Origin of the sequence: Enterobacter cloacae complex sp. CARB60 (assembly GCF_036487345.1) — a bacterium.
Classification (GTDB): Bacteria; Pseudomonadota; Gammaproteobacteria; order Enterobacterales; family Enterobacteriaceae; genus Enterobacter; species Enterobacter asburiae_D.
In genome coordinates, this window is the sequence record NZ_JAZKLC010000002.1 from 1605921 (window position 1) to 1629984 (window position 24064).

Here is a 24064-nt window from a genome sequence, read left to right on the forward strand (position 1 = left end):
ATGACAAAACAACGTATTTTTGTCGCCGGTCATCGCGGAATGGTGGGTTCCGCGATTGTTCGCCAGCTGGAACAGCGCGGCGACGTCGAAGTGGTTGTCCGCACCCGCGACGAGCTGAACCTGCTCGACAGCCGTGCGGTACAGGACTTCTTTGCTAACGAACGCATTGACCAGGTGTATCTGGCGGCGGCGAAGGTGGGCGGCATTGTCGCTAACAACACCTACCCGGCGGATTTCATCTACGAAAACATGATGATCGAGAGCAACATCATTCACGCGGCGCATCTGCACAACGTGAATAAGCTGCTGTTCCTCGGGTCGTCCTGTATTTACCCGAAAATGGCGAAACAGCCGATCGCCGAAAGCGAACTGCTGCAGGGCACGCTGGAAGCGACCAACGAGCCTTACGCGATTGCCAAAATTGCCGGGATCAAGCTGTGCGAGTCCTACAACCGTCAGTACAACCGCGACTATCGTTCGGTGATGCCGACCAACCTGTACGGACCGCACGACAACTTCCACCCGAGCAACTCGCACGTGATCCCGGCGCTGCTGCGCCGCTTCCACGAGGCGACCGCCGAGAACGCACCGGACGTGGTGGTGTGGGGCAGCGGCACGCCGATGCGCGAATTCCTGCACGTGGACGACATGGCTGCGGCCAGCATTCACGTGATGGAGCTGGATCGCGAAGTGTGGCAGGAGAACACCGAGCCGATGCTGTCGCACATCAACGTCGGTACCGGCGTGGACTGCACCATTCGCGAGCTGGCGCAAACCATCGCGCAGGTGGTGGGCTACAAGGGCCGCGTGGTGTTTGACGCCACGAAACCGGACGGCACGCCGCGCAAACTGCTGGACGTGACCCGTCTGCATCAGCTGGGCTGGTATCACGAGGTGTCACTGGAGCAGGGGCTGGCCAGTACCTACCAGTGGTTCCTGGAAAACCAGCACCGCTTCCGGGGGTAACGATGTTTTTAAGTCAGGAAGATTTTGCCACGGTAGTGCGTTCCACTCCGCTCATCTCAATTGATTTGATCGTGGAGAACGAACGCGGCGAGTTCTTGCTGGGGAAACGAACCAACCGTCCTGCACAGGGCTTCTGGTTCGTGCCCGGCGGGCGCGTGCAGAAGGATGAGACGCTGAGCGATGCGTTTGAGCGTCTCACTCTGGCGGAACTGGGCCTGCAGCTGCCGATGGCAGCGGGCCAGTTTTACGGGGTCTGGCAGCACTTCTATGACGATAACTTTTCAGGCACCGGGTTCACCACGCACTACATCGTGCTGGGGTTCCGCCTGAAGGTGAGTGAGGCAGACCTGCGTCTGCCTGATTCTCAGCATGACGACTACCGCTGGCAGACGCCAGAGGCGCTGCTGGCCAGCGACAATGTGCATGACAACAGTCGTGCCTATTTCCTGGCCGATCGTCAGTCCGGAGTGCCGGGCTTATGAAAATTTTAGTGTACGGAATCAACTACTCGCCGGAATTAACCGGCATCGGGAAATACACCGGCGAGATGGTCGAGTGGATGGCGAGCCAGGGACATGACGTGCGGGTCATTACCGCGCCGCCGTACTACCCGGAGTGGAAAGTCGGGGAGCGCTACTCAAGCTGGCGCTACCGTCGCGAAGAGGGTGCAGCGACCGTCTGGCGCTGCCCGCTGTATGTCCCTAAGCAGCCCTCAACGCTGAAACGGTTACTTCATCTGGGCAGCTTTGCCCTGAGCAGTTTCTTCCCGCTGATGGCGCAGCGTCGCTGGAAGCCGGATCGCATCATCGGCGTGGTGCCGACGCTGTTTTGCACGCCGGGCATGCGCCTGCTGGGCAAACTCTCCGGTGCGCGCACGTTGCTGCACATTCAGGATTACGAAGTTGACGCCATGTTGGGCCTGGGGATGGCAGGCAAAAGCAAGGGCGGCAAGGTGGCGAAGCTCGCCAGCGCGTTTGAGCGCAGCGGCTTACACAACGTGGACTACGTCTCGACGATCTCGCGCTCGATGATGAACAAGGCGCAGGAGAAGGGCGTTCCGGCCCGGAAGGTGATTTTCTTCCCGAACTGGTCCGAAGTGGCGCGTTTTCGCGATGTGACGGAGCAGGACGCTCAGGCGCTGCGCACGCAGCTCGGTTTGCCTGAAGATCAAAAAATCATTCTTTACTCAGGCAACATCGGCGAAAAGCAGGGGCTGGAGAGCGTGATTGAAGCGGCCCAGCAGCTTAGCAAACATCCGTGGACGTTTGTGATTGTCGGGCAGGGCGGTGGAAAGGCGCGGCTGGAAAAAATGGCCGGCGAACGCGGCCTGACTAACGTGAAATTTTTCCCGCTTCAGTCTTACGAGGCATTGCCTGCGCTGCTGAAGATGGGCGACTGCCATCTGGTGGTGCAAAAACGCGGCGCCGCGGATGCGGTGCTGCCCTCCAAGCTGACCAACATTCTGGCAGTGGGCGGCAACGCGGTGATTACGGCAGAAGCCGAAACAGAATTAGGCCAGCTGTGCGACAGCTATCCGGGAATTGCCGTGTGCGTGGAGCCGGAATCGGTCCCGGCGCTGGTGACCGGAATTGAACGGGCACTTGCCATGCCAAAAGTGAACACGGTGGCACGTGAATATGCCGAACGCACGCTCGAAAAAGAGAACGTGCTGAGCCAATTTATTGCAGATATACGGGGATAAATCATGAGTCAAACCACTTTGTATCCGGTTGTGATGGCTGGTGGCTCTGGTAGCCGGTTGTGGCCGCTGTCCCGCGTGCTCTATCCAAAACAGTTCCTCTGCCTGAAAGGGGATCTCACCATGCTGCAGACGACGGTAAACCGTCTGCACGGCGTGGAGTGTGAAAGCCCGGTGGTGATTTGTAACGAACAGCACCGCTTTATTGTTGCCGAGCAGCTGCGCCAGCTGAATAAGCTTACCGAAAACATCATCCTGGAGCCTGCCGGTCGTAACACCGCGCCTGCGATTGCCCTGGCGGCGCTGGCGGCAAAACGCAGCAGCCCGGACTGTGACCCGCTGATGCTGGTCCTCGCGGCAGACCACGTTATCCAGCAGGAAGACGCGTTCCGCGACGCGGTTCGTGCGGCCATTCCTTACGCCGAGAGCGGCAAGCTGGTGACCTTCGGCATCGTGCCGGATCTGCCGGAAACAGGCTATGGCTACATCCGCCGCGGCAGCGTGACGCCGGGTGAAGGCGACAGCGTGGCGTTTGACGTGGCGCAGTTTGTCGAAAAACCGAATCTGGAAACGGCGCAGGCCTACGTTGCCAGCGGTGAGTATTACTGGAACAGCGGGATGTTCCTGTTCCGCGCCGGACGCTATCTGGAAGAACTGCGCAAATACCGCCCGGATATTCTGAACGCCTGCGAGAAAGCGATGGCGGTGGTGGACCCGGATCTCGACTTCATCCGCGTGGATGAAGAGGCTTTCCTCGCCTGCCCGGAAGAGTCCATTGACTACGCGGTGATGGAACGTACGGCAGACGCCGTCGTGGTACCGATGGATGCGGGCTGGAGCGATGTGGGCTCCTGGTCCTCCCTGTGGGAGATCAGCGCCCATACCCCGGAGGGTAACGTCCACCACGGCGATGTCATTAGCCACAAAACGGAAAACAGCTACGTTTACGCCGAGTCCGGCCTGGTGACCACGGTCGGGGTGAAAGATCTGGTGGTAGTCCAGACCAAAGACGCCGTGCTGATTGCCGACCGTAACGCCGTGCAGGACGTTAAAAAAGTGGTTGAACAAATTAAGGCCGATGGTCGCCACGAGCACCATATTCACCGCGAAGTTTACCGTCCGTGGGGGAAATATGACTCCATTGACTCCGGTGACCGCTACCAGGTGAAACGCATCACCGTGAAGCCGGGCGAGGGGCTGTCGGTGCAGATGCACCATCACCGCGCCGAGCACTGGGTGGTGGTCGCGGGTACCGCTAAAGTCACCATTGACGGTGAAGTCAAACTGCTGGGTGAAAACGAGTCCATTTATATTCCGCTGGGGGCGACGCACTGTCTGGAGAACCCGGGGAAAATTCCTCTCGACTTAATTGAGGTGCGCTCCGGCTCGTATCTGGAAGAGGACGATATCGTGCGTTTCCAGGACCGCTACGGGCGGGTGTAGCACTCTGCATTATGCCCGGTGGCGCTGCGCTCACCGGGCCTACGAATGACAAAAAAATCAATTTGGCCATTTAGTGGTCAGGGCCGACTGTTGCCTGAAAAAGGGGTCATCATGGAAAAATTAACCTGTTTTAAAGCCTACGATATTCGCGGCAAGCTGGGCGAAGAGCTGAATGAAGATATCGCGTGGCGCATTGGCCGCGCGTACGGCGAATATTTAAAACCACAGACCATCGTGCTGGGCGGCGACGTGCGTCTGACCAGTGAATCCCTGAAGCTGGCCCTGGCGAAAGGGCTGCAGGATGCGGGCGTGGACGTGCTGGATATCGGCCTTTCCGGGACCGAAGAGATTTACTTTGCCACCTTCCACCTGGGCGTGGACGGCGGTATCGAAGTGACGGCCAGCCATAACCCGATGGACTACAACGGCATGAAGCTGGTGCGCAAGGGCGCCCGTCCTATCAGCGGCGATACCGGCCTGCGCGACGTGCAGCGCCTGGCGGAAGCCAACGATTTCCCGCCGGTGAACGAAGCGAAGCGCGGCAGCTACAAAAAAATCAACTTGCAGAAAGACTACATCGACCACCTGCTGGGCTATATCAACGTGGCGAACCTCAAGCCGCTGAAGCTGGTAATCAACTCCGGTAACGGCGCGGCCGGCCCGGTGGTGGACGCGCTGGAAGCCCGCTTTAAGGCGCTGAACGTGCCGGTGACCTTCATCAAAGTACACAACACCCCGGACGGCAACTTCCCGAACGGTATTCCTAACCCGCTGCTGCCGGAGTGCCGCGACGACACCCGCAACGCGGTGATTGAGCACGGCGCGGATATGGGCATCGCTTTTGACGGTGACTTTGACCGCTGCTTCCTGTTCGACGAGAAAGGGCAGTTCATCGAGGGCTACTACATTGTCGGCCTGCTGGCGGAAGCGTTCCTCGAGAAAAACCCGGGCGCGAAGATCATTCACGATCCACGTCTTTCCTGGAACACCGTCGACGTGGTGTCTGCGGCAGGCGGCACGCCGGTGATGTCCAAAACCGGCCACGCCTTTATCAAAGAGCGCATGCGCGAAGAAGACGCCATTTACGGCGGCGAGATGAGCGCCCACCACTACTTCCGCGATTTTGCCTACTGCGACAGCGGGATGATCCCGTGGCTGCTGGTCACCGAGCTGCTGTGCCTGAAGGGGCAGACGCTGGGCGAGCTGGTGCGCGACCGCATGGCGGCGTTCCCGGCGAGCGGGGAAATCAACAGCAAGCTGGCGCAGCCAGCCGAGGCCATTGCCCGCGTGGAGCAGCACTTTGCGATTCACGCGCTGGAAATTGACCGTACGGACGGCATCAGCATGGCGTTCCCGCAGTGGCGCTTCAACCTGCGCTCGTCCAACACCGAGCCGGTGGTGCGCCTGAACGTGGAATCCCGTGCTGATACCGCGCTGATGGAAGCCCGAACGAAGGACATTCTGGCGCTGTTGAATCAGTAACAATTGCCCCTCCCGGCGGGAGGGGGAACCGAATACAGGAACAACGATGACGAATCTAAAAAAACGCGAACGAGCGAGAACGAATGCATCGTTAATCTCTATGGTGCAGCGTTTTTCTGATATCACCATCATGGTCGGCGGATTGTGGGCGGTGTGTCGGATCGGCGGGCTGCCGTTCTTATACATGCATCTGCTGATGGCACTCATTGCGCTGGTCGTGTTTCAGATGATCGGCGGGATGACGGATTTCTACCGCTCGTGGCGCGGCGTCAAAATGACCACCGAACTGATGCTGTTGCTGCAAAACTGGACCCTGAGCCTGATCTTTAGCGCGGGCCTGGTGGCGTTCAGCCATGATTTTGACAATCGCCTCGTCACCTATCTCTGCTGGTATCTGCTGACCAGCGTCGGCATGGTGGTGTGCCGTTCCCTGATCCGCTTTGGCGCGGGCTGGCTGCGTAACCGTGGCTACAATCGCCGCTTCGTGGCGGTAGCGGGCGATCTGCCGGTCGGGAAGGTGCTGCTCAACAGCTTCCGCAAAGAGCCGTGGTTAGGGTTTGAAGTGGTGGGGATTTACCACGACGCGAAGCCGGGCGGCGTGCCTGCGGACTGGGCGGGTAATTACGAACAGCTTATTGAAGACGCGAAGGCCGGCAAAATTCACAACGTCTACATCGCCATGCAGATGAAAGACGAATTCCGCATTAAGCAGCTGATGCGCGAGCTGGCGGATACCACCTGTTCGGTGATCCTGATCCCGGACGTGTTTACCTTCAACATCCTTCACTCCCGTATTGAAGAGGTAAACGGCGTGCCGGTGGTGCCGCTGTACGACACGCCGCTGTCGGGCATTAACCGCGTGCTGAAGCGCGTGGAGGATATCGTGCTCTCTTCACTGATCCTGCTGCTGATTTCGCCTGTTCTGTGCTGCATTGCCCTGGCGGTGAAGCTGAGCTCTCCCGGCCCGGTTATCTTCCGCCAGACCCGCTACGGTATGGACGGTAAGCCGATTATGGTGTGGAAATTCCGCTCCATGAAGGTGATGGAAAATGACAAGGTGGTGACCCAGGCAACGCAGAACGATCCGCGCGTCACCCGCGTGGGCAACTTCCTGCGCCGCACCTCGCTGGACGAGCTGCCGCAGTTTATCAACGTCTTTACCGGCGGCATGTCGATTGTTGGCCCACGTCCACACGCGGTGGCGCACAACGAGCAGTACCGCTCGCTGATTGAAGGCTACATGCTGCGCCATAAGGTGAAGCCGGGCATCACCGGTTGGGCGCAGATCAACGGCTGGCGCGGCGAAACCGACACGCTGGAAAAAATGGAAAAACGTATCGAATTCGATCTGGAGTACATCCGTGAATGGAGTATCTGGTTCGATATCAAGATTGTTTTTCTGACCATCTTCAAAGGTTTCGTGAACAAAGCGGCGTACTAAGATGAGCTTACGTGAAAAAACCATCAGCGGGGCGAAGTGGTCAGCGATGGCGACCATCGTCATCATTGGCCTCGGCCTGGTGCAGATGACCGTGCTGGCGCGTATTATTGATAATCATCAGTTCGGTCTGCTAACCGTCTCGCTGGTGATTATCGCGCTGGCCGATACGCTGTCTGATTTTGGTATTGCCAACTCGATTATCCAGCGCAAAGAGATCAGCCATCTCGAGTTGACCACCCTCTACTGGCTGAACGTGGGGCTGGGGATTTTCGTGTTCGTGCTGGTGTTCCTGCTGAGCGACACCATCGCCAGCGTGCTGCATAACCCGGATCTCGCCCCGCTGATGCGCACGCTGTCGTTTGCTTTCGTGGTGATCCCGCACGGGCAGCAGTTCCGCGCGCTGATGCAGAAAGAGCTGGAGTTCAACAAGATCGGCATGATTGAGACAAGTGCCGTTCTGGCGGGCTTTACCTTCACCGTGGTGAGCGCCCATTTCTGGCCGCTGGCGATGACGGCCATTCTGGGATACCTGGTTAACTCCTCCGTGCGCACGCTGCTGTTCGGCTACTTTGGCCGCAAGATCTACCGTCCCGGGCTGCATTTCTCTCTCGCTTCCGTCTCGTCCAACCTGCGCTTTGGCGCGTGGCTGACGGCGGACAGCATCATCAACTATGTGAATACCAACCTGTCTACGCTGGTGCTGGCGCGTATCCTTGGCGCGAGCGTGGCGGGGGGCTACAACCTGGCCTACAACGTCGCGGTGGTGCCGCCGATGAAGCTGAACCCGATAATCACCCGCGTCCTGTTCCCGGCGTTCGCCAAGATTCAGGACGACACCGAGAAGCTGCGCGTCAACTTCTACAAGCTGCTTTCCGTGGTGGGGATTATCAACTTCCCGGTGCTGCTGGGGCTGATGGTGGTATCCAGCAACTTCGTGCCGCTGGTGTTTGGTGAGAAGTGGAATGGCATCATCCCGATCCTGCAGCTGCTGTGCGTGGTGGGGCTGCTGCGCTCCGTGGGGAATCCGATTGGTTCCCTGCTGATGGCAAAAGCGCGCGTGGACATCAGCTTTAAGTTCAACGTATTCAAAACCTTCCTGTTTATTCCGGCGATTATCGTCGGCGGGCATACGGCGGGCGCCATCGGCGTCACGCTGGGCTTCCTGCTGGTACAGGTAGTCAATACGGTTCTGAGCTACTTCATCATGATCAAGCCGGTGCTGGGTTCCAGCTACCGTCAGTACATCCTGAGCCTGTGGCTGCCGTTCTATCTCTCATTGCCAACCCTGGCGGTGAGCTACGGCCTGGGCATCATCCTCAGCGGCCACCTGCCGCTGGCCGCGCTGCTGGCAGTGCAGGTTGCCGCGGGCGCGCTAGCATTCGTCGTGATGATTGTGCTGTCGCGCAATGCGCTGGTGGTAGAGATGAAGCGCCAGTTTTGCCGTAACGAAAAAATGAAAACGCTGCTTCGCGCAGGCTAGTTATTTAAGAGGCCATTATGAAATTATTAATTCTTGGCAACCATACCTGCGGCAACCGTGGCGACAGCGCCATCCTGCGCGGTTTACTGGATGCAATTAACACCCTTAAGCCTGAGACCGAAGTGGACGTGATGAGCCGTTATCCGGTCAGCTCATCCTGGCTACTGAACCGCCCGGTGATGGGCGACCCGCTCTACAGCCAGATGAAACAGCATAACAACGCTGCGGGCGTGATGGGCCGCGTGAAGAAAGTGCTGCGTCGTCGCTACCAGCACCAGGTGCTGCTTTCCCGCGTGACCGATACCGGCAAGCTGCGCAATATCGCTATCGCGCAGGGCTTTACCGATTTTGTTCGTCTGCTGTCCGGCTATGACGCCATTATCCAGGTTGGCGGTTCGTTCTTCGTCGATCTCTACGGCGTGCCGCAGTTTGAGCATGCGCTTTGTACGTTCATGGCGAAAAAACCGCTGTTTATGATTGGCCACAGCGTGGGGCCTTTCCAGGATCCGCAGTTTAACCAGCTCGCGAACTACGTCTTCTGCCACTGCGACGCGCTGATCCTGCGCGAGTCGGTCAGCCTCGACATGATGAAGCGCAGCGAAATTGACACCTCAAAAGTTGAGCACGGCGTGGATACCGCCTGGCTGGTGGATCACCAGAACGACAGCTTCCAGCCGAGCTACGCGGTGCAGCACTGGCTCGACGTGGCGGCGAAACAGAAAACCGTCGCAATAACCCTGCGCGAGCTGGCGCCCTTCGATAAGCGTTTAGGCACCACGCAGGCGGCGTATGAGAAAGCCTTCGCCGACGTGGTGAACCGCGTGCTGGACAGCGGTTATCAGGTGCTGGCGCTTTCCACCTGCACCGGTATCGACAGCTACAACAAAGACGACCGCATGGTGGCGCTGAACCTGCGCAATCTTGTGAACGATCCGTCCCGCTATCACGTGGTAATGGACGAACTGAACGACCTGGAGATGGGCAAGCTGCTCTCCGCCTGTGACCTGACCGTCGGCACGCGCCTGCACTCCGCCATTATCTCCATGAACTTTGGCACGCCGGCCATTGCTATCAACTACGAACACAAATCAGCAGGCATCATGCAGCAGCTTGGTATGCCTGAAATGGCCGTGGATATCCGTCATCTGCTGGATGGTTCGCTAGGTGCGATGGTGGGGGATACCCTGGGTCAGCTGCCCGCCATCAATGAACGCCTGGCCGTAGCGGTGAAAGCCGAGCGCGAGAAGGGCATTGGGATGGTGAAATCGGTACTTGACCGCGTACGGGAGGGGAAATGAAGGTTGGTTTCTTCTTACTGAAATTTCCGCTGTCCTCTGAAACGTTTGTCCTGAACCAAATCACCGCGTTTATCGATATGGGATATGACGTGGAGATTATCGCCCTGCAAAAGGGCGATACCCAAAACACCCATGCGGCGTATACCCAGTATGGGCTGGAGGCGAAAACCCGCTGGCTGCAGGATGAGCCGTCCGGGAAGCTGAGTAAGCTGCGCCACCGGGCCAGCCAGACCTTACGCGGGATCCATCGCGCGTCGACGTGGCGGGCGCTGAATGTTTCTCGCTATGGATCCGAATCTCGCAATCTGATCCTGTCGGCCATCTGCGGGCAAACGGCGCAGCCGTATCGTGCCGACGTGTTTATCGCCCACTTTGGCCCGGCGGGCGTTACCGCCGCGAAGCTGCGCGAACTGGGCGTGATTGACGGTAAAATTGCGACCATCTTCCACGGTATCGACATCTCCAGCCGCGAAGTGTTGAACCACTACACGCCGGAGTATCAGCAGCTTTTCCGCCGCGGCGACATGATGCTGCCTATCAGCGACCTGTGGGCCGGACGCCTGAAAAACATGGGATGCCCGGGCGAGAAAATTGCCGTGTCGCGTATGGGCGTGGATTTAACGCGCTTCACTCGCCGTCCTGTCAAGGTGCCGGGAAAACCGCTGCAGATCATCTCCGTTGCTCGTCTGACCGAGAAGAAAGGCCTGCATGTGGCCATTGAAGCCTGCCGCCAGCTGAAGGCGCGCGGGGTGGATTTCCACTATCGCATTCTCGGCATTGGGCCGTGGGAGCGCCGCCTGCGCACGCTTATCGAACAGTATCAGCTGGAAGATGTCGTGGAGATGCCGGGCTTCAAGCCGAGCCACGAGGTCAAGGCCATGCTCGACGAGGCGGATGTGTTTCTGCTGCCCTCGGTGACGGGCGCCGATGGCGATATGGAAGGTATTCCGGTAGCGCTGATGGAGGCGATGGCCGTTGGTATTCCTGTGGTATCGACCCTGCACAGCGGGATCCCGGAGCTGATTAAGTCGGACCATTCCGGCTGGCTGGTACCGGAGAACAACGCGATGGCCCTTGCGGACCGATTAGCTGCCTTCAGCGACATCGACCAGCAGGCGCTGGAGCCCGTGCTCCAGAATGCCCGACAAAAAGTGGAAGCCGATTTTAACCAGCAGGTGATTAACCGCCAGTTAGCGAGCCTGCTGCAAACGCTGTAACGCCGAGGTTGTATGCTGAAAAAGATTACCCGACGCACCTTTATCTCTTCTCTGTCTGTTCTGGCGGCCACGCCGCTGCTGTCGTCACGCACCGCGCAGGCGGCAGCCGGAAGAACGGTCTCTGTTAATCAGTACAATAACAACGACTGGATCGCCGCCTTTAAGCAGGCGTTTAACGAAGGGGACACGGTTGTTGTTCCTGCGGGACTGACCTGTGAAAACATCAATACGGGCATTTTTATTCCCGACGGTAAAACGCTGCTGATCCGCGGGGCGTTAACCGGCAACGGGCGCGGCCGCTTTGTTTTGCAGGAAGGCAGCAAAGTAATAGGCGAAGGTGCCGGGCGCACGGAGAACATAACGCTCGACGTTCGCGGCTCTGACTGCGTCATCAAAGGGCTGGCCATGAGCGGTTTTGGCCCGGTGACGCAGATCTATATCGGCGGCAAGAAACCCAGCGTGATGCGCAATTTGCTGATTGATAACATCAGCGTGAGTCAGGCCAACTACGCCATCCTGCGCCAGGGTTTCCACAACCAGGTGGACGGTGCCCGCATCACCAACAGTAAATTTAGCCATCTGCAGGGGGATGCGATTGAGTGGAACGTCGCCATTAACGATCGCAATATCCTGATCTCCGATCATGTCATCGACAACATCAACTGCACTAACGGCAAGATCAACTGGGGCATCGGCATTGGCCTCGCCGGCAGCACCTACGATAACGACTATCCAGAGAAGCAAACCGTTAAGAACTTCGTAGTGGCCAACATCACCGGCAGCAATTGTCGCCAGCTGGTGCACGTTGAAAACGGCAAACATTTTGTTATTCGCAATATTAAGGCCAAAAATATTACTCCCGACTTCAGTAAAAAGGCGGGAATAGACAACGCCACGGTGGCTATTTATGGCTGTGATAATTTCATTATTGATAATGTCGATATGGTTAATAGTGCCGGAATGTTAATCGGCTATGGGGTAATAAAAGGCGATTATTTGTCCATCCCGCAGAACTTCAAGCTCAACAATATTCACCTCGATAATCGACAGCTTGCGTATAAATTGCGCGGAATACAGATTTCATCCGGTAATGCCACCTCGTTTGTGGCGATAACCAACGTGGAAATGCAGCGTGCTACGCTGGAATTACACAACAAGCCGCAACATCTTTTTTTACGCAACATCAATGTGATGCAGGAAGCCGCTGTGGGGCCCGCCCTGAAGATCAACTTCGACCTGCGCAAGGATGTGCGGGGTAAATTCATGGCGAAAGACGAGACGTTGCTGTCGCTGGCGAACATTAAAGCTGTGAATGAGAAAGGGCAAAGCTCGGTAGATATTGACCGGGTCGACCAGCAGGTGGTAAATGCAGAAAGGCTGAACTTTGCGCTTCCGCACAGATAATCGACAATGTTCTGTTTTGAGACTATTCCTGGCATAAAAGCGCGATCGAATCAGATTACATCTACAGAAATTTGTGATGCGAAGGCGTAACATTGCTCAAGGATTACGGCAAATCATGCTGGCGAAAACAGGTTAAAGAGCTATAATTCGTCAACCATTTTAAGGTGGAAGAAATAATGATTAATTTGAAAGCAGTCATTCCGGTAGCAGGCCTGGGCATGCATATGCTGCCAGCCACAAAAGCCATTCCTAAAGAGATGCTGCCGATCGTCGACAAGCCAATGATTCAGTACATTGTCGACGAGATTGTTGCTGCAGGGATCAAAGAAATCGTCCTGGTTACCCACTCGTCCAAGAATGCGGTAGAAAACCACTTCGACACCTCTTACGAACTCGAAGCGCTGCTTGAGCTGCGCGTTAAGCGCCAGCTGCTGGCGGAAGTACAGTCTATTTGTCCGCCGGGCGTGACCATCATGAACGTACGCCAGGCGCAGCCGCTGGGTCTGGGACACTCTATTTTGTGTGCCCGTCCGGTTGTGGGTGACAATCCGTTTATCGTTGTGCTGCCGGATATCATTCTGGACACCGCCACAGCCGATCCACTGCGTTACAACCTGGCGGCAATGGTCGCACGTTTCAATGAAACCGGTCGTAGCCAGGTGCTGGCTAAGCGCATGGAAGGTGACCTGTCTGAATACTCTGTTATCCAGACGAAAGAAGCGCTGGAATCGGACGGTCAGGTGAGCCGCATTGTTGAGTTCATCGAAAAACCGGATCAGCCGCAAACGCTGGATTCCGACCTGATGGCGGTAGGTCGCTATGTTCTTAATGCTGATATCTGGGCTGAGCTGGAAAAAACGAAACCCGGTGCCTGGGAGCGTATCCAGTTGACCGATGCGATTGCAGAGCTGGCTAAAAAACAGTCTGTTGACGCGATGTTGATGACGGGCGACAGCTATGACTGCGGCAAGAAAATGGGGTATATGCAGGCGTTTGTGAACTACGGACTGCGTAATGTGAAGGAAGGGCAGAAGTTCCGCGAAAGGATTACGAAACTGCTCGAATCACATGATTAAACGGCAATTTTGAAGATACAGCAAAACAGGAGACTACCCTGAATTTCAGGGTGGTCTTTTGTTCTATTTAAAGTAAATAAACGCATTTTCAAATTTTGGCAATCAATGAGCCAAAATCATATTATATCTCTCCTGCATGTGGTCGGTATCGGCAGGGTGAGAAATTCAATTTCGATTATTGCTTCTGGTAGCCTAAGCCAGGGGCGGTAGCGTGCCTTTTTTACACACAAATCAGTATTGAGCAAAGCAGGAGAAGAAGGATGTTACTTCCAGTGGTGATCGCAGGAGGAACAGGGAGCCGGCTATGGCCGATGTCTCGCGAGTTGCAGCCCAAGCAATTTCTGTCATTCCATCAGGGGGGATCAATGCTTCAAAATACGATCTCTCGTTTGGACGGACTCAATGTGACAAATCCCATCGTTATCTGTAATGAAGATCATCGTTTTCTGGTGGCAGAACAGCTGAGGCAAATGCACAAACTTGCCGGGAACATCATTCTTGAACCTGTAGGACGCAATACTGCTCCAGCGATAACACTCGCTGCACTGCATGCGATTAGCGCAGGGGAAGATCCCGTAATGCTCATTTTGGCAGCGGATCATCTCATCTCCGACACCGCAGCTTTTCATGCTGTCATCACCGACGCGATCCCCTTTGCCGAAGATGGAAAACTCGTCACCTTTGGTATCGTCCCCACTCAGCCTGAAACGGGATATGGTTACATCCAGCGTGGCGAAGAGCAGCATGCTGGCAACTCAACGGCCTGGAAAATCAAAAGATTCGTTGAAAAACCTGATAAAGCGACGGCTATTTCCTATCTTGAAAGCAAAGAATACCTCTGGAACAGCGGGATGTTTATGTTCCGGGCCTCCGCGTATCTGAATGAAGTTGCTAAATTTTGCCCATCAATACTTGATGCCTGCAAGAATGCAATGCAGCAACCTGTCAACGATCTCGATTTTATTAAACTCAATAAAGATACCTTTACGGATTGCCCGTCTGACTCTATCGACTATGCCGTAATGGAGCATACGGAATTAGGGATCGTAACTGCAATGGACGCCGGCTGGAATGATGTAGGCTCATGGTCTGCTCTGTGGGAAACATCGACCCATGATACAAATGAAAACGCATTGATTGGGGATGTATTCACTCATAATACACGCTCATGCTATATACACAGCGAAGATAAATTAACTGCCGCACTGGGATTAGACGATCTTATTATCGTCAATACAAAAGATGCACTGCTTGTCTCTCATAAAAATAGCGTTCAGGATGTCAAAGTCGTAGTTGAACATCTGAAGGCAAATTCACGAAGTGAATGTCGCGAGCATACGACGCGCTATATGCCATGGGGGCATGTTGAAACATTGGTTCGCGATTCACGTTATAAAGTTAATCGTGTAACCATTATTCCTGGCGGCGAGCTTTCACTTCAATTGCATCATCACCGACTGGAGCACTGGGTTGTCTTAACCGGTACGGCGTTGATTGGGGTAGAGGATGAAGTTGTTTACCTGACTGAAAACGAATCTACAACAATTCCGGTTGGTAAAAAACATCGACTTTCAAACCCAGGAAAAATCAATCTTGAGGTTCTGGAAATTCAGTTTGGTAGCTATTTGGGTGACGATGACGTATTAAGGATTTCATAATGGAAGATAAAAATAATAAAAAGTTAACATGCTTCAAAGCCTATGATATTCGTGGGAAACTTGGCGAAGAACTTAATGAAGATATTGCCTGGCGTATCGGGCGAGCTTATGCACAGTGCTTATCTTCGAAGCAGGTAGTGATTGGCGGTGATGTTCGTTTAACTAGCGAATCATTAAAACTGGCGCTTGCAGAAGGCTTGATGGATGGGGGATGTGATGTCCTTGATATTGGGTTGTCAGGGACTGAAGAGATCTATTTTGCGACATTCTTCCTTAATGTAGACGGTGGGATTGAAGTTACCGCAAGCCATAATCCAATAGATTATAACGGGATGAAACTGGTTCGCAGAGGCGCGCGTCCTGTGAGTGGTGATACTGGCTTAAAAGATATTCAAGCGTTAGCAGAAGAAAACAAATTTACGCCCAGCAAGACAAAGGGAAGTTATAAGAAAATTAATATCCTGGACGCTTATGTTGACCATCTGCTGGGATATGTCAATCTTGATAATTTCCGCATCAAACCGTTGAAGTTGGTTATCAACTCCGGTAATGGTGCGGCGGGCCATGTTATTGACGAAATAGAATTACGATTCAAAAAAGCCGGCGTTCCTGTTGAGTTTGTCAAAGTTCATAATGAACCCGATGGCACATTTCCGCACGGTATACCAAACCCACTGCTGCCTGAAGCACGACAGGATACTGCAAACGTTGTGTTAGAAACTCAGGCTAATATGGGCATTGCCTTTGATGGTGATTTTGATCGCTGTTTCTTGTTTGATGAGCATGCCAATTTTATTGAAGGCTATTATATTGTTGGTTTGTTAGCAGAAGCATTTCTTAAGAAAGAGCCCGGTGCAAAAATTATCCATGATCCACGCTTAACATGGAATACCATCGATATAGTTGAAAGTGCTGGCGGCATACCCGTTCTGTCGAAAACAGGCCATGCTTTCATTAAAGAACGTATGCGCATAGAAAATGCGGTGTACGGTGGCGAAATGAGCGCCCACCACTATTTCCGCGAGTTTGCTTATTGCGACAGCGGTATGATTCCGTGGCTCCTGGTTGCGGAACTTGTCCTGACGTCAGGTTCTTCACTGGGAGAACTCGTTAAATCGCGCATTGCAAGATTCCCTGTCTCGGGTGAGATCAATCGTAAGGTGGAGAATGCAGTCGAGCTTATTGCTGATATTGAAGCCCGCTATTCTCCGCTAGCTATTAATATTGACTATACCGATGGCTTGAGCATGTCATTTGCTGATTGGCGTTTTAATATCCGTACGTCTAATACTGAACCGTTGCTCCGTCTTAATGTTGAGACGGATGCTGACGAGGAATTAATGATAACGAAACGAGATGAGCTGTTAGAACTGATTAATAGCTGACTCTGATTTGCTCAATCGCGTGGGAAAAATTAATGATAGAAGTTTTATTAGCGGCGTTAGGTTTAATTTTATTTTTTATTTTCCTCACGCTTTCATTAAAATTCAGACTGCTGCTGGTTTTGATTTGCAGCGTTCCGCAATTATATTTAGTCCAACTGGGTGGGGCGGATGTCCCACTTGCTTTTTTACTCCCTGCACTGCTTCTTCCTGAGTTTGTAAAGAATGCGAACCGGTTTTTAGCTAAACCTGCAATTTTGTCTTTAATTGGTCTGATCTGTATTAGTACAATCAGCCTCGCGTGGTCCGAAGAAAAATCAATGGGTATACGCGATATCGCGTATCTTATAGAGTTTATAGTAATTGCAAATGCAGTTTACGTATTGGGGCTAACAAATAAGCGGGCGCTTTATAAAGTTATTAATGCCATGCTTTTTGTAATCTGTCTTCAGGCAGTGACAGTTATCCTTTTCAGACTAAATGAAACATTAGAGTTATCTATCGTTCTCTCTCCGGTAAGTAAGTATTTGATGGGCATGAATACGCTACAGGGATTGCTGGATGGGGCCAGAAATAACTTCTACGATCCTGTAAAAGCAGGTGGCGTATTATTCGTCAATGCGAATGCGGCGGCTTGCTACGCAGGCGTCTCATCATTTATGGCTTGGGGAATTTATAAAGCGCTCAACTCGAAGCTAACGCTGCTGATGGCCATTTTATTATGGGTAACAGTCTTCTTTACAGGCTCTAAAGCAGGCGTTCTTTTTGCAGTACTTATTCCTGTGTTCATCTTCTACCTGAAACTTCAGCGGCAAACAAAGATCGTTGTAGGTTCAGTTGGTGCCTCATTCGCTATTGCCCTTATCGCAATTAGCTTGATATCCAGCGTTGCTGAACAGAGTGGTTTTTTGCAAGAATCGACAAATACAGCAGAAACGCGCTATGAAATTTGGAACTATGCATTCAATGCCTTTTTGAACAATCCGCTTATGGGGCAGGGCTTTGGTGGCTGGGAAATTGACTATAGCAAGCATACGGATTATTTCCTGCCTCCACACAATACCTTGATCTATCTTTGGTCCAAGTCTGGGATCATCGCTTCACTTATGGGGCTGAGTTTCATTCTGACAAGTATTGGTGTGGCATTGCGTGCAGTCAAAAATATCAATCCAGAAGCGAAGAATCTCGGTTTCTCCTTATTAATGATTCTTGCATGGCAATTTGCTCACGGCTTTGGTGAAAACTTTGGTCTGATCGGTGAACAGCATCAGATGGTGGTAATGGCAGTAATGCTTGGGTTATGTATGGCAGGAAACATATCGATGGCCCGGGAGAGTAAGGGACAACAATGAAAACAGTCGGTATTTTTCGCAATCAGCTCTTCAAGGGTTCTGAAGTTTTTATACAGCAGCAGGCCGAAGCAATTAAGAATTATAACAAGTGTTATATCGGCAGACGCATGATTGGTAATAAACCTGAAGGTGCCACCGCGTGCGTACTTAATCCCAACGGTGATATACGGGGCAGGGTGGCTGAGTTGCTCAATGCTGTAACAACCTCAGCACAGCCATACCACACAGCGTTAAGCAATCAACCTTTAGATCTTATCCATGCACATTTTGCGATAGACGGTCTTTACGCCCTTTCGCTGGCGCAGCGAAAAAACATTCCTTTAGTGACAACGCTACACGGCTTTGATGTGACGGTGAGCAATAAAGATTTGCTTAAGTCACGTTCGCCTGCATGGATTAACTACCTTATTCATCAGCACAAAGTCAAAAAAGAGGGAGATAAATTCATCTGTGTCTCCAATTTTATCGCTCAGCAAGCAATCAAACATGGTTTTCCTGAAGATAAGCTAGTTCAGCACTACATTGGCATTGACGTTGATAAATACCAACCTCGCGACCAACGTGACGATCAGGGTATTATTTTACATGTGGCAAGGCTAGTAGAGAAAAAAGGAACTGCCATCTTGATCAAAGCGCTAAAGCATGTCCAAAAAACATGTGCAGATGCCAGATTAGTGGTAATTGGAGAGGGGCCACTGTTGGCCGAATTAAAAACGCAGGTGGGCGCATTAGGTCTTGAACAAAATGTCACGTTTACCGGTGCGCTGCCCCATCAGGACGTTATGGCATGGATGCGTAAGGCCAGTATGCTGATATTGCCGAGCATCACGGCGAAAACGGGTGATGCTGAAGGGCTGGGAATGGTACTCCTGGAAGCCGCCGTAACGGGGGTTCCTGTTATCGGAACTCATCATGGTGGTATCCCGGAGGCGATTATTGATGAGCGAACCGGCTTTTTAGTGACAGAACGCGATGATATGCAGCTGGCAGAGCGAATTTCTTACTTGCTCAATAATGGCGAAGAGCGATTCAACATGGGCAGGAATGCGCGTGAATTTATCTGCGAGAAATTCAACTTATCAAAACAAACGTTAAAATTAGAAAAAATATATCAGGAACTGATTCATGGCTGAACAAGTAATCATTTTTGCACGCTCTCTCCCATTTCATCATCTGGGAGGTATGGAAGTTGTTGCATGGGATCTTGCTGTTCAGTTGCAGGTCACTGGGTTTGATGTCAAGGTTATCACGACGGATTTTGATGCTGAAACTGTATCGTCAGAGCATTATCCAGAAATTATTAAAATTAAAAACATTCCTAAAGCACAATATTCACCCGGCTGGTGGACTGAGACTGAAAAACTGATAGCAGGCTGGGATGATAAAGAAAATGTCAGTGCTGTGATCAGCATCAGTGCCGGTGCTTTCAGCACTTTAAAATATAAGCCAAGCTTCCCCAACGCAAAGTTTATCATGCAAGCACATGGAACCTCAGTGGGGGAATTAGTATCAAAGTTAAAAACCCGAAAATTAAAAAAAGTATTATCAAGCGTGAAGAACGTACTGGGTTTCTATTCCGATGCTAAGCACTATAGACATTTCGACAGGATCGTAGCTGTTGGTGATGCTGTCAGTAAAGATTTAACTAGCTTCCCGACAAACATGATTTGTGATAGCAACAAAGTGGTGAAGATCGAAAACGGCATTGATGAGCATCTGTTTTCTGACGCCACAACGAGCAAAGACGTCCTGCGGGAGCAATTAGATATAGCACCGGAGTCGTTGGTTTTCATATCGGCATCTCGGTTGCATGAACAAAAAGGTGTGGATAAAAATATTGAGCTCTTTTCTCAAGTAAAAAAAATCAGACCCAAGTCAAAACTCCTTATTTGTGGAGACGGACCTTATGAACCGCAATTAAGAAAGAAAGTGAATGATCTCGGTCTTGAGCATGATGTTATTTTTATGGGCGCTAAAAACCGAACGCAGTTAGCAAATCTTATGCAATGTGCCGATATGTTTTTATTTCTCACAAAGCGAGTTGAGGGTTTGCCTTTAAATGTGCTTGAAGCTATGAGCGCTGGACTGCCATTGATTATTTCTGAGCACCTTACGTTTAGCGCCGGTCCGAAGATATTTAAATGCAACCCAAACGATATTCCCGCCGATAAAGTACAGACTTTTATTGATGACGTCACCCGATTACAGCGGGAGTCCTATATACCCGTTAAAAACACCTTGAGCTATTCAGTGGGTGAGTACATTTCATTGTTTAAAAGATCATCTAAATGAAAAAAGCTATAAGCCAGTTACTTGGCGGAAACATGCTATCAAAAGTTCTGGGATTGCTCAGGGAAATTTTGATGGCAAAATTTTTTGGTACCGGTGATATCAATGGGGCATACCGCATAGCCCAGACAGGCACCTTGGTTCCAATTAACTTCATGACAAGTGATAGCCTGAACTCTGCATTTATCCCGCTATATAAAAAATATCTAACAGAAGATGAATTTCGGGCATCAACCTTCAAGTTGTGCATGTTTTTATTTTTTGCTGTTATCTCGCTGTTGCTATTTTTTGTATTATTCTTTTTATCGGATTACTGGGTGGGCATTATGGCGCCGGGCATTAATGGCAATGCCCGCGAAATGACCAATGAATTGTTCAAAATAATGGCAATTTGCTGTCCATTTTATCTTTGCTCAGGTCTGATTAATTACATATCAATGGCACATGGTGACTACAAACCCATGTCTATGAGAGCATCCATCCAGAATGTTGGTATGCTTCTGGGGGTTGTCGCTGCCTGGTATTATAATAATTATCTGCTGCTGGCATGGGGATTCACCGGTAGCTACATTGCTTTTAGTATCTGGGCGGTGTTGAGGGCACGCAAAGAACGTATTCTTAACCTTCCAGAACGGTTTGATATGTCTGAAGTTAAGCAGGTGATGAACAGTTTCTGGATTACTCTGCGGCCACTACTTCTGCTACCTTTGATTCTGCAGGGCAATATCACGCTTGAGAGAGCGCTCGCATCGTTAATTAGTATAGATGTTGTTTCTGCTCTGGATTACGCGCGCTTTATTACCGACACGGTCACCTTTATCCTGTCTGTGCCTATTGCCTTTGCCGGACTGCCTATCTGGTCCTCGCAATCTCCTGAAGTCGTGCGAGAGAAAGTGACAATTATTTATAATTGGTTAGCACTTCTCTCGATGAATATGTCTTTCTTTATCTTCGTTTATGCGAAAGATATTGTCATTTTACTCTTTATGAGGGGTGAATTTAACTTACACTCAGTGGCTGTTACTACCGATATTATTCAGGGGATGTGTATTGGTCTTTGGGCTCAGGTTATTGGATATATATTCATAAAGGCTTTAAGTGCACATCTGAATAACAAACAAGTGCTGATTGTCATGATCGTTGCATTGCTGGGGAATGCGCTGGTCAACTTAGCGACCTATAAGGTTTGGGGGGCATTTGGTCTCGGCGTGGGTAACTCGATATACGGCCTGGTCATGTTTGTGTGCAGTGCATGGTATCTGAAAATAGCAAAAGACCTCATACCAGCAGCATTGAGGATTGCGCCTGGCCTGATTATCTACAGTGGATTCATTATGGTATTAGGGCATGTTGTCACTGAACCATCCAGTGTGCTTATCAGATTGCTGGTCGACGGGTCACTCTTCGTCACGTTCGCAATTTTGTGGGCCATGTTATTCCCAATGTATCGAAATGGTATTAAAGGGATTTTCATAAAAAAGGGACTGAGATAACGTAATAATATTATGAAAAATAATACTGACATTAAAGATATCGTCGTCTTGTCGACAGCAGACTGGGATAATCCATTCTGGACAAACAAGCAACATGTTGCGGTAGAACTGGCCAACCGCGGCCACCGCGTACTCTATATCGAGTCGCTGGGACTGCGCAGGCCAAGTGTAAATAAGAAAGACCTTTCGCGTATCTTCCGCAGGATTGTTAAAGCGATTAAAGCGCCGAGAAAAGTAAGAGATAATATTTGGGTCTGGTCACCAATCTCAATTCCGTTTAACAACTATGCGTTCGTTCGCAGGCTCAATAAGTTCATTTTGAGCAGCGCACTCAAGTTCTGGTGCTGGCGCTTGAAGTTCAAAGATGAAACGCTCTGGACCTATAACCCGCTCACTACGCGCTTTCTTGAACCCGGTGATTTCCAGTACGTTGTGTATCATTGCGTTGACGAAATCAAAGCGCAACCCGGTATGCCTGTAGACATTCTCCAGGATGCAGAGGAAGAGCTCGTTCGACGTGCGGATATCACGTTCGTTACCTCGTTGACCTTGCTTAAGTCGCGTGAGCAGTGGAGTGATGAAGTCTATTATTTTTCTAATGTTGCCGACTATAACCATTTTTCCACCGCGCTGGATGACGATTTACCTTTGCCGTCCGATCTTCACGCCATTCCTGAGCCACGCATCGGTTTTATTGGCGCAATCAGCGGTTATAAAGTCAACTTCTCACTGCTCGAAGAGATTGCGAAAGCGCATCCTGAATGGTCTATCGTGATGATAGGTGACGTTGGTGAAGGCGATCCGAATACGGATGCAACACAGTTGACCCGCCATAAAAACATCCACTTAATTGGTCCACGCGCTTATCAGCAATTACCGGCTTATTTGAAGGGATTTACCGCAACCTTACTGCCTAATAATTTGAATGAATACACGGCCTCCATGTTCCCGATGAAATTCTTCGAGTATCTGGCAGCGGGTAAAGCAGTGGTTAGCGTTGATTTAGCGTCGTTATGTGATTTCAAGGATTATGTGCGTATTGCCCACACGTCGACCGAATTTATTTCAGCACTGGAAGATATTACTTCAGGTCAGCGAATTTCTGTTGAGAAATGTCAGGAACTTGCACAAGAGTATACTTACCAGTCGCGTACTGAAAAAATGTTTAAGTTAATTGATGAGAAGCGTAATGAAAGTAGCAATCGTTCATGAATGGCTGAGTTCCTATGCAGGTTCAGAAAAAGTAGTTGAACAAATTCTTCGTTGCTATCCTGATGCGGATATTTTTGCGGTTTGTGACTTTTTAAAACCTAAAGACAGACATTTTCTAAACAATAAAAAAGTCACTACGACATTTATACAGCGTCTACCTTTTGCAGCGAAAAAATTTCAGTCTTATCTACCGCTCATGCCACTGGCGATAGAGCAACTCGATATGTCGGCTTATGACGTGGTGATATCGAGCAGCCATGCGGTCTCTAAAGGCGTTATAACGGGTCCAGACCAGATTCATGTTTCTTACGTGCATTCGCCTATCCGTTATGCGTGGGATTTCCAGCATCAGTACTTACGTGAATCTGGCTTGAATAAAGGGCTGAAGGGATGGCTTGCTAAGTATCTTCTGCACAAAATTCGTATCTGGGACTATCGTACGTCTGCAGGAGTAAATCATTTCATCGGTAATTCCCAGTTTATTGCTCGCCGAATCAATAAAGTTTACGGCAGGCAAGCAGATGTCATCTACCCACCCGTGAACACGGATAAATTTGAGTTTAGCGACAGTAAAGAGGATTTCTACCTGGCAGCTTGCCGCATGGTTCCCTATAAGCGCGTCGATCTTATCGTTAGCGCCTTTGCCAAAATGCCCGATAAAAAATTGGTTGTTATCGGTGACGGCTCAGAAATGGATAAAATTAAGCAACTGGCGACTGACAATGTTACGTTGCTGGGCTATCAGGACGATGCTGCGCTTGTTGATTACATGAAGCGTGCTAAGGCGTATGTATTCGCAGCGGAAGAAGACTTCGGTATTTCCCCGGTCGAAGCGCAGGCAAGCGGCACGCCTGTGATTACCTATGGAAAGGGAGGGTGTCTGGAAACGGTTAAACCTCTCGGAAGCGAGAAGCCAACCGGTCTGTTCTTCTTTGAACAAACCGCCGAGGCTATCTGCGATGCCGTGGAAACGTTTGAAAAGCATGCGGGAGAGATCAATCCGCAGGATTGCCGGGAGCATGCTCTGACATTCTCTGAGCAACGATTCCGTGAAGAGATTATCAACTTTGTTGATAAAGCGTGGTCGCAATATTCTGAGTCATTAATAAATACTCAGGCTGCGCGTGTGCAGAACAATTATACTCATCCAGGAAAATAATGACCACGGCATA

19 protein-coding genes are annotated in these 24064 nt (G+C 51.3%); all 19 read left to right on the forward strand.

Annotated elements, in window-relative coordinates; all coding sequences use genetic code 11:
• The 19 genes from fcl to V4835_RS08765 all read left to right on the forward strand — a co-directional run bounded on the left by fcl (position 1) and on the right by V4835_RS08765 (position 24051).
• Positions 1-966 carry a GDP-L-fucose synthase gene (gene fcl / locus V4835_RS08675; RefSeq protein WP_013097874.1) on the forward strand — a complete coding sequence of 322 codons (966 nt, stop codon included), beginning with the start codon at positions 1-3 and terminating at the stop codon, positions 964-966.
• 2 nt (positions 967-968) lie between these two features.
• On the forward strand, positions 969-1448 hold the full coding sequence (locus V4835_RS08680; RefSeq protein ID WP_024908101.1) for a GDP-mannose mannosyl hydrolase: 480 nt from the start codon (positions 969-971) through the stop codon (positions 1446-1448).
• Positions 1445-2668 carry a colanic acid biosynthesis fucosyltransferase WcaI gene (gene wcaI / locus V4835_RS08685; protein WP_331411937.1) on the forward strand — a complete coding sequence of 408 codons (1224 nt, stop codon included), beginning with the start codon at positions 1445-1447 and terminating at the stop codon, positions 2666-2668. Before V4835_RS08680 ends, wcaI begins: the two co-directional genes overlap by 4 nt.
• A 3-nt stretch (positions 2669-2671) precedes the next feature.
• Positions 2672-4108: a mannose-1-phosphate guanyltransferase gene (gene cpsB / locus V4835_RS08690; protein ID WP_023336268.1), complete on the forward strand. Its 1437-nt coding sequence runs from the start codon at positions 2672-2674 to the stop codon at positions 4106-4108.
• Positions 4109-4219: 111 nt separating this feature from the next.
• A complete protein-coding gene (gene cpsG / locus V4835_RS08695; RefSeq protein WP_063144522.1) occupies positions 4220-5590 on the forward strand; it encodes a colanic acid biosynthesis phosphomannomutase CpsG in 1371 nt (456 codons plus the stop codon).
• A gap of 46 nt (positions 5591-5636) precedes the next feature.
• Positions 5637-7031, forward strand: coding sequence for an undecaprenyl-phosphate glucose phosphotransferase (gene wcaJ, locus V4835_RS08700; protein WP_331411938.1), 1395 nt, complete (start codon positions 5637-5639; stop codon positions 7029-7031).
• A gap of 1 nt (position 7032) precedes the next feature.
• The gene (gene wzxC, locus V4835_RS08705; protein ID WP_331411939.1) at positions 7033-8511 is read left to right on the forward strand and encodes a colanic acid undecaprenyl disphosphate flippase WzxC; all 1479 of its coding nucleotides are present in this window, start codon (positions 7033-7035) and stop codon (positions 8509-8511) included.
• Positions 8512-8528: 17 nt separating this feature from the next.
• Positions 8529-9809 (forward strand): colanic acid biosynthesis pyruvyl transferase WcaK, encoded by a 1281-nt coding sequence (wcaK, locus tag V4835_RS08710; RefSeq protein WP_331411940.1) that lies wholly within the window; start codon positions 8529-8531, stop codon positions 9807-9809.
• Entirely contained in the window at positions 9806-11026 is a 1221-nt protein-coding gene (gene wcaL / locus V4835_RS08715; RefSeq protein ID WP_331411941.1) for a colanic acid biosynthesis glycosyltransferase WcaL, read from the forward strand. The genes wcaK and wcaL overlap by 4 nt, the downstream gene beginning before the upstream one ends.
• 12 nt (positions 11027-11038) lie before the next feature.
• Complete coding sequence (wcaM, locus tag V4835_RS08720; RefSeq protein ID WP_331411942.1) at positions 11039-12430, forward strand: colanic acid biosynthesis protein WcaM; 1392 nt, start codon at positions 11039-11041, stop codon at positions 12428-12430.
• Between the two features lie 176 nt (positions 12431-12606).
• The gene (gene galF, locus V4835_RS08725; protein ID WP_331411943.1) at positions 12607-13506 is read left to right on the forward strand and encodes a UTP--glucose-1-phosphate uridylyltransferase GalF; all 900 of its coding nucleotides are present in this window, start codon (positions 12607-12609) and stop codon (positions 13504-13506) included.
• Positions 13507-13766: 260 nt separating this feature from the next.
• Entirely contained in the window at positions 13767-15164 is a 1398-nt protein-coding gene (locus V4835_RS08730) for a mannose-1-phosphate guanylyltransferase/mannose-6-phosphate isomerase (RefSeq protein WP_331411944.1), read from the forward strand.
• The gene (cpsG, locus tag V4835_RS08735) at positions 15164-16549 is read left to right on the forward strand and encodes a phosphomannomutase CpsG (RefSeq protein WP_331411945.1); all 1386 of its coding nucleotides are present in this window, start codon (positions 15164-15166) and stop codon (positions 16547-16549) included. Before V4835_RS08730 ends, cpsG (V4835_RS08735) begins: the two co-directional genes overlap by 1 nt.
• 32 nt (positions 16550-16581) lie before the next feature.
• Positions 16582-17898 (forward strand): O-antigen ligase family protein, encoded by a 1317-nt coding sequence (locus tag V4835_RS08740; protein ID WP_331411946.1) that lies wholly within the window; start codon positions 16582-16584, stop codon positions 17896-17898.
• The gene (locus V4835_RS08745; protein WP_331411947.1) at positions 17895-19031 is read left to right on the forward strand and encodes a glycosyltransferase; all 1137 of its coding nucleotides are present in this window, start codon (positions 17895-17897) and stop codon (positions 19029-19031) included. The genes V4835_RS08740 and V4835_RS08745 overlap by 4 nt, the downstream gene beginning before the upstream one ends.
• Positions 19024-20190: a glycosyltransferase family 4 protein gene (locus V4835_RS08750; protein WP_331411948.1), complete on the forward strand. Its 1167-nt coding sequence runs from the start codon at positions 19024-19026 to the stop codon at positions 20188-20190. The genes V4835_RS08745 and V4835_RS08750 overlap by 8 nt, the downstream gene beginning before the upstream one ends.
• Positions 20187-21680 carry a murein biosynthesis integral membrane protein MurJ gene (murJ, locus tag V4835_RS08755; RefSeq protein WP_331411949.1) on the forward strand — a complete coding sequence of 498 codons (1494 nt, stop codon included), beginning with the start codon at positions 20187-20189 and terminating at the stop codon, positions 21678-21680. The genes V4835_RS08750 and murJ overlap by 4 nt, the downstream gene beginning before the upstream one ends.
• A gap of 12 nt (positions 21681-21692) precedes the next feature.
• Positions 21693-22892 (forward strand): glycosyltransferase, encoded by a 1200-nt coding sequence (locus V4835_RS08760; RefSeq protein ID WP_331411950.1) that lies wholly within the window; start codon positions 21693-21695, stop codon positions 22890-22892.
• The gene (locus V4835_RS08765) at positions 22870-24051 is read left to right on the forward strand and encodes a glycosyltransferase family 4 protein (RefSeq protein WP_331411951.1); all 1182 of its coding nucleotides are present in this window, start codon (positions 22870-22872) and stop codon (positions 24049-24051) included. The genes V4835_RS08760 and V4835_RS08765 overlap by 23 nt, the downstream gene beginning before the upstream one ends.
• Positions 24052-24064: the final 13 nt, after the last annotated feature.

Excerpts from the sequence above, each read along its gene's own strand:
- fcl (WP_013097874.1), top strand. The coding sequence starts at position 1 with ATGACAAAACAACGTATTTTTGTCGCCGGTCATCGCGGAATGGTGGGT.
- V4835_RS08680 (WP_024908101.1), top strand. The coding sequence starts at position 969 with ATGTTTTTAAGTCAGGAAGATTTTGCCACGGTAGTGCGTTCCACTCCG.
- wcaI (WP_331411937.1), top strand. The coding sequence starts at position 1,445 with ATGAAAATTTTAGTGTACGGAATCAACTACTCGCCGGAATTAACCGGC.
- cpsB (WP_023336268.1), top strand. The coding sequence starts at position 2,672 with ATGAGTCAAACCACTTTGTATCCGGTTGTGATGGCTGGTGGCTCTGGT.
- cpsG (WP_063144522.1), top strand. The coding sequence starts at position 4,220 with ATGGAAAAATTAACCTGTTTTAAAGCCTACGATATTCGCGGCAAGCTG.
- wcaJ (WP_331411938.1), top strand. The coding sequence starts at position 5,637 with ATGACGAATCTAAAAAAACGCGAACGAGCGAGAACGAATGCATCGTTA.
- wzxC (WP_331411939.1), top strand. The coding sequence starts at position 7,033 with ATGAGCTTACGTGAAAAAACCATCAGCGGGGCGAAGTGGTCAGCGATG.
- wcaK (WP_331411940.1), top strand. The coding sequence starts at position 8,529 with ATGAAATTATTAATTCTTGGCAACCATACCTGCGGCAACCGTGGCGAC.
- wcaL (WP_331411941.1), top strand. The coding sequence starts at position 9,806 with ATGAAGGTTGGTTTCTTCTTACTGAAATTTCCGCTGTCCTCTGAAACG.
- wcaM (WP_331411942.1), top strand. The coding sequence starts at position 11,039 with ATGCTGAAAAAGATTACCCGACGCACCTTTATCTCTTCTCTGTCTGTT.
- galF (WP_331411943.1), top strand. The coding sequence starts at position 12,607 with ATGATTAATTTGAAAGCAGTCATTCCGGTAGCAGGCCTGGGCATGCAT.
- V4835_RS08730 (WP_331411944.1), top strand. The coding sequence starts at position 13,767 with ATGTTACTTCCAGTGGTGATCGCAGGAGGAACAGGGAGCCGGCTATGG.
- cpsG (WP_331411945.1), top strand. The coding sequence starts at position 15,164 with ATGGAAGATAAAAATAATAAAAAGTTAACATGCTTCAAAGCCTATGAT.
- V4835_RS08740 (WP_331411946.1), top strand. The coding sequence starts at position 16,582 with ATGATAGAAGTTTTATTAGCGGCGTTAGGTTTAATTTTATTTTTTATT.
- V4835_RS08745 (WP_331411947.1), top strand. The coding sequence starts at position 17,895 with ATGAAAACAGTCGGTATTTTTCGCAATCAGCTCTTCAAGGGTTCTGAA.
- V4835_RS08750 (WP_331411948.1), top strand. The coding sequence starts at position 19,024 with ATGGCTGAACAAGTAATCATTTTTGCACGCTCTCTCCCATTTCATCAT.
- murJ (WP_331411949.1), top strand. The coding sequence starts at position 20,187 with ATGAAAAAAGCTATAAGCCAGTTACTTGGCGGAAACATGCTATCAAAA.
- V4835_RS08760 (WP_331411950.1), top strand. The coding sequence starts at position 21,693 with ATGAAAAATAATACTGACATTAAAGATATCGTCGTCTTGTCGACAGCA.
- V4835_RS08765 (WP_331411951.1), top strand. The coding sequence starts at position 22,870 with ATGAAAGTAGCAATCGTTCATGAATGGCTGAGTTCCTATGCAGGTTCA.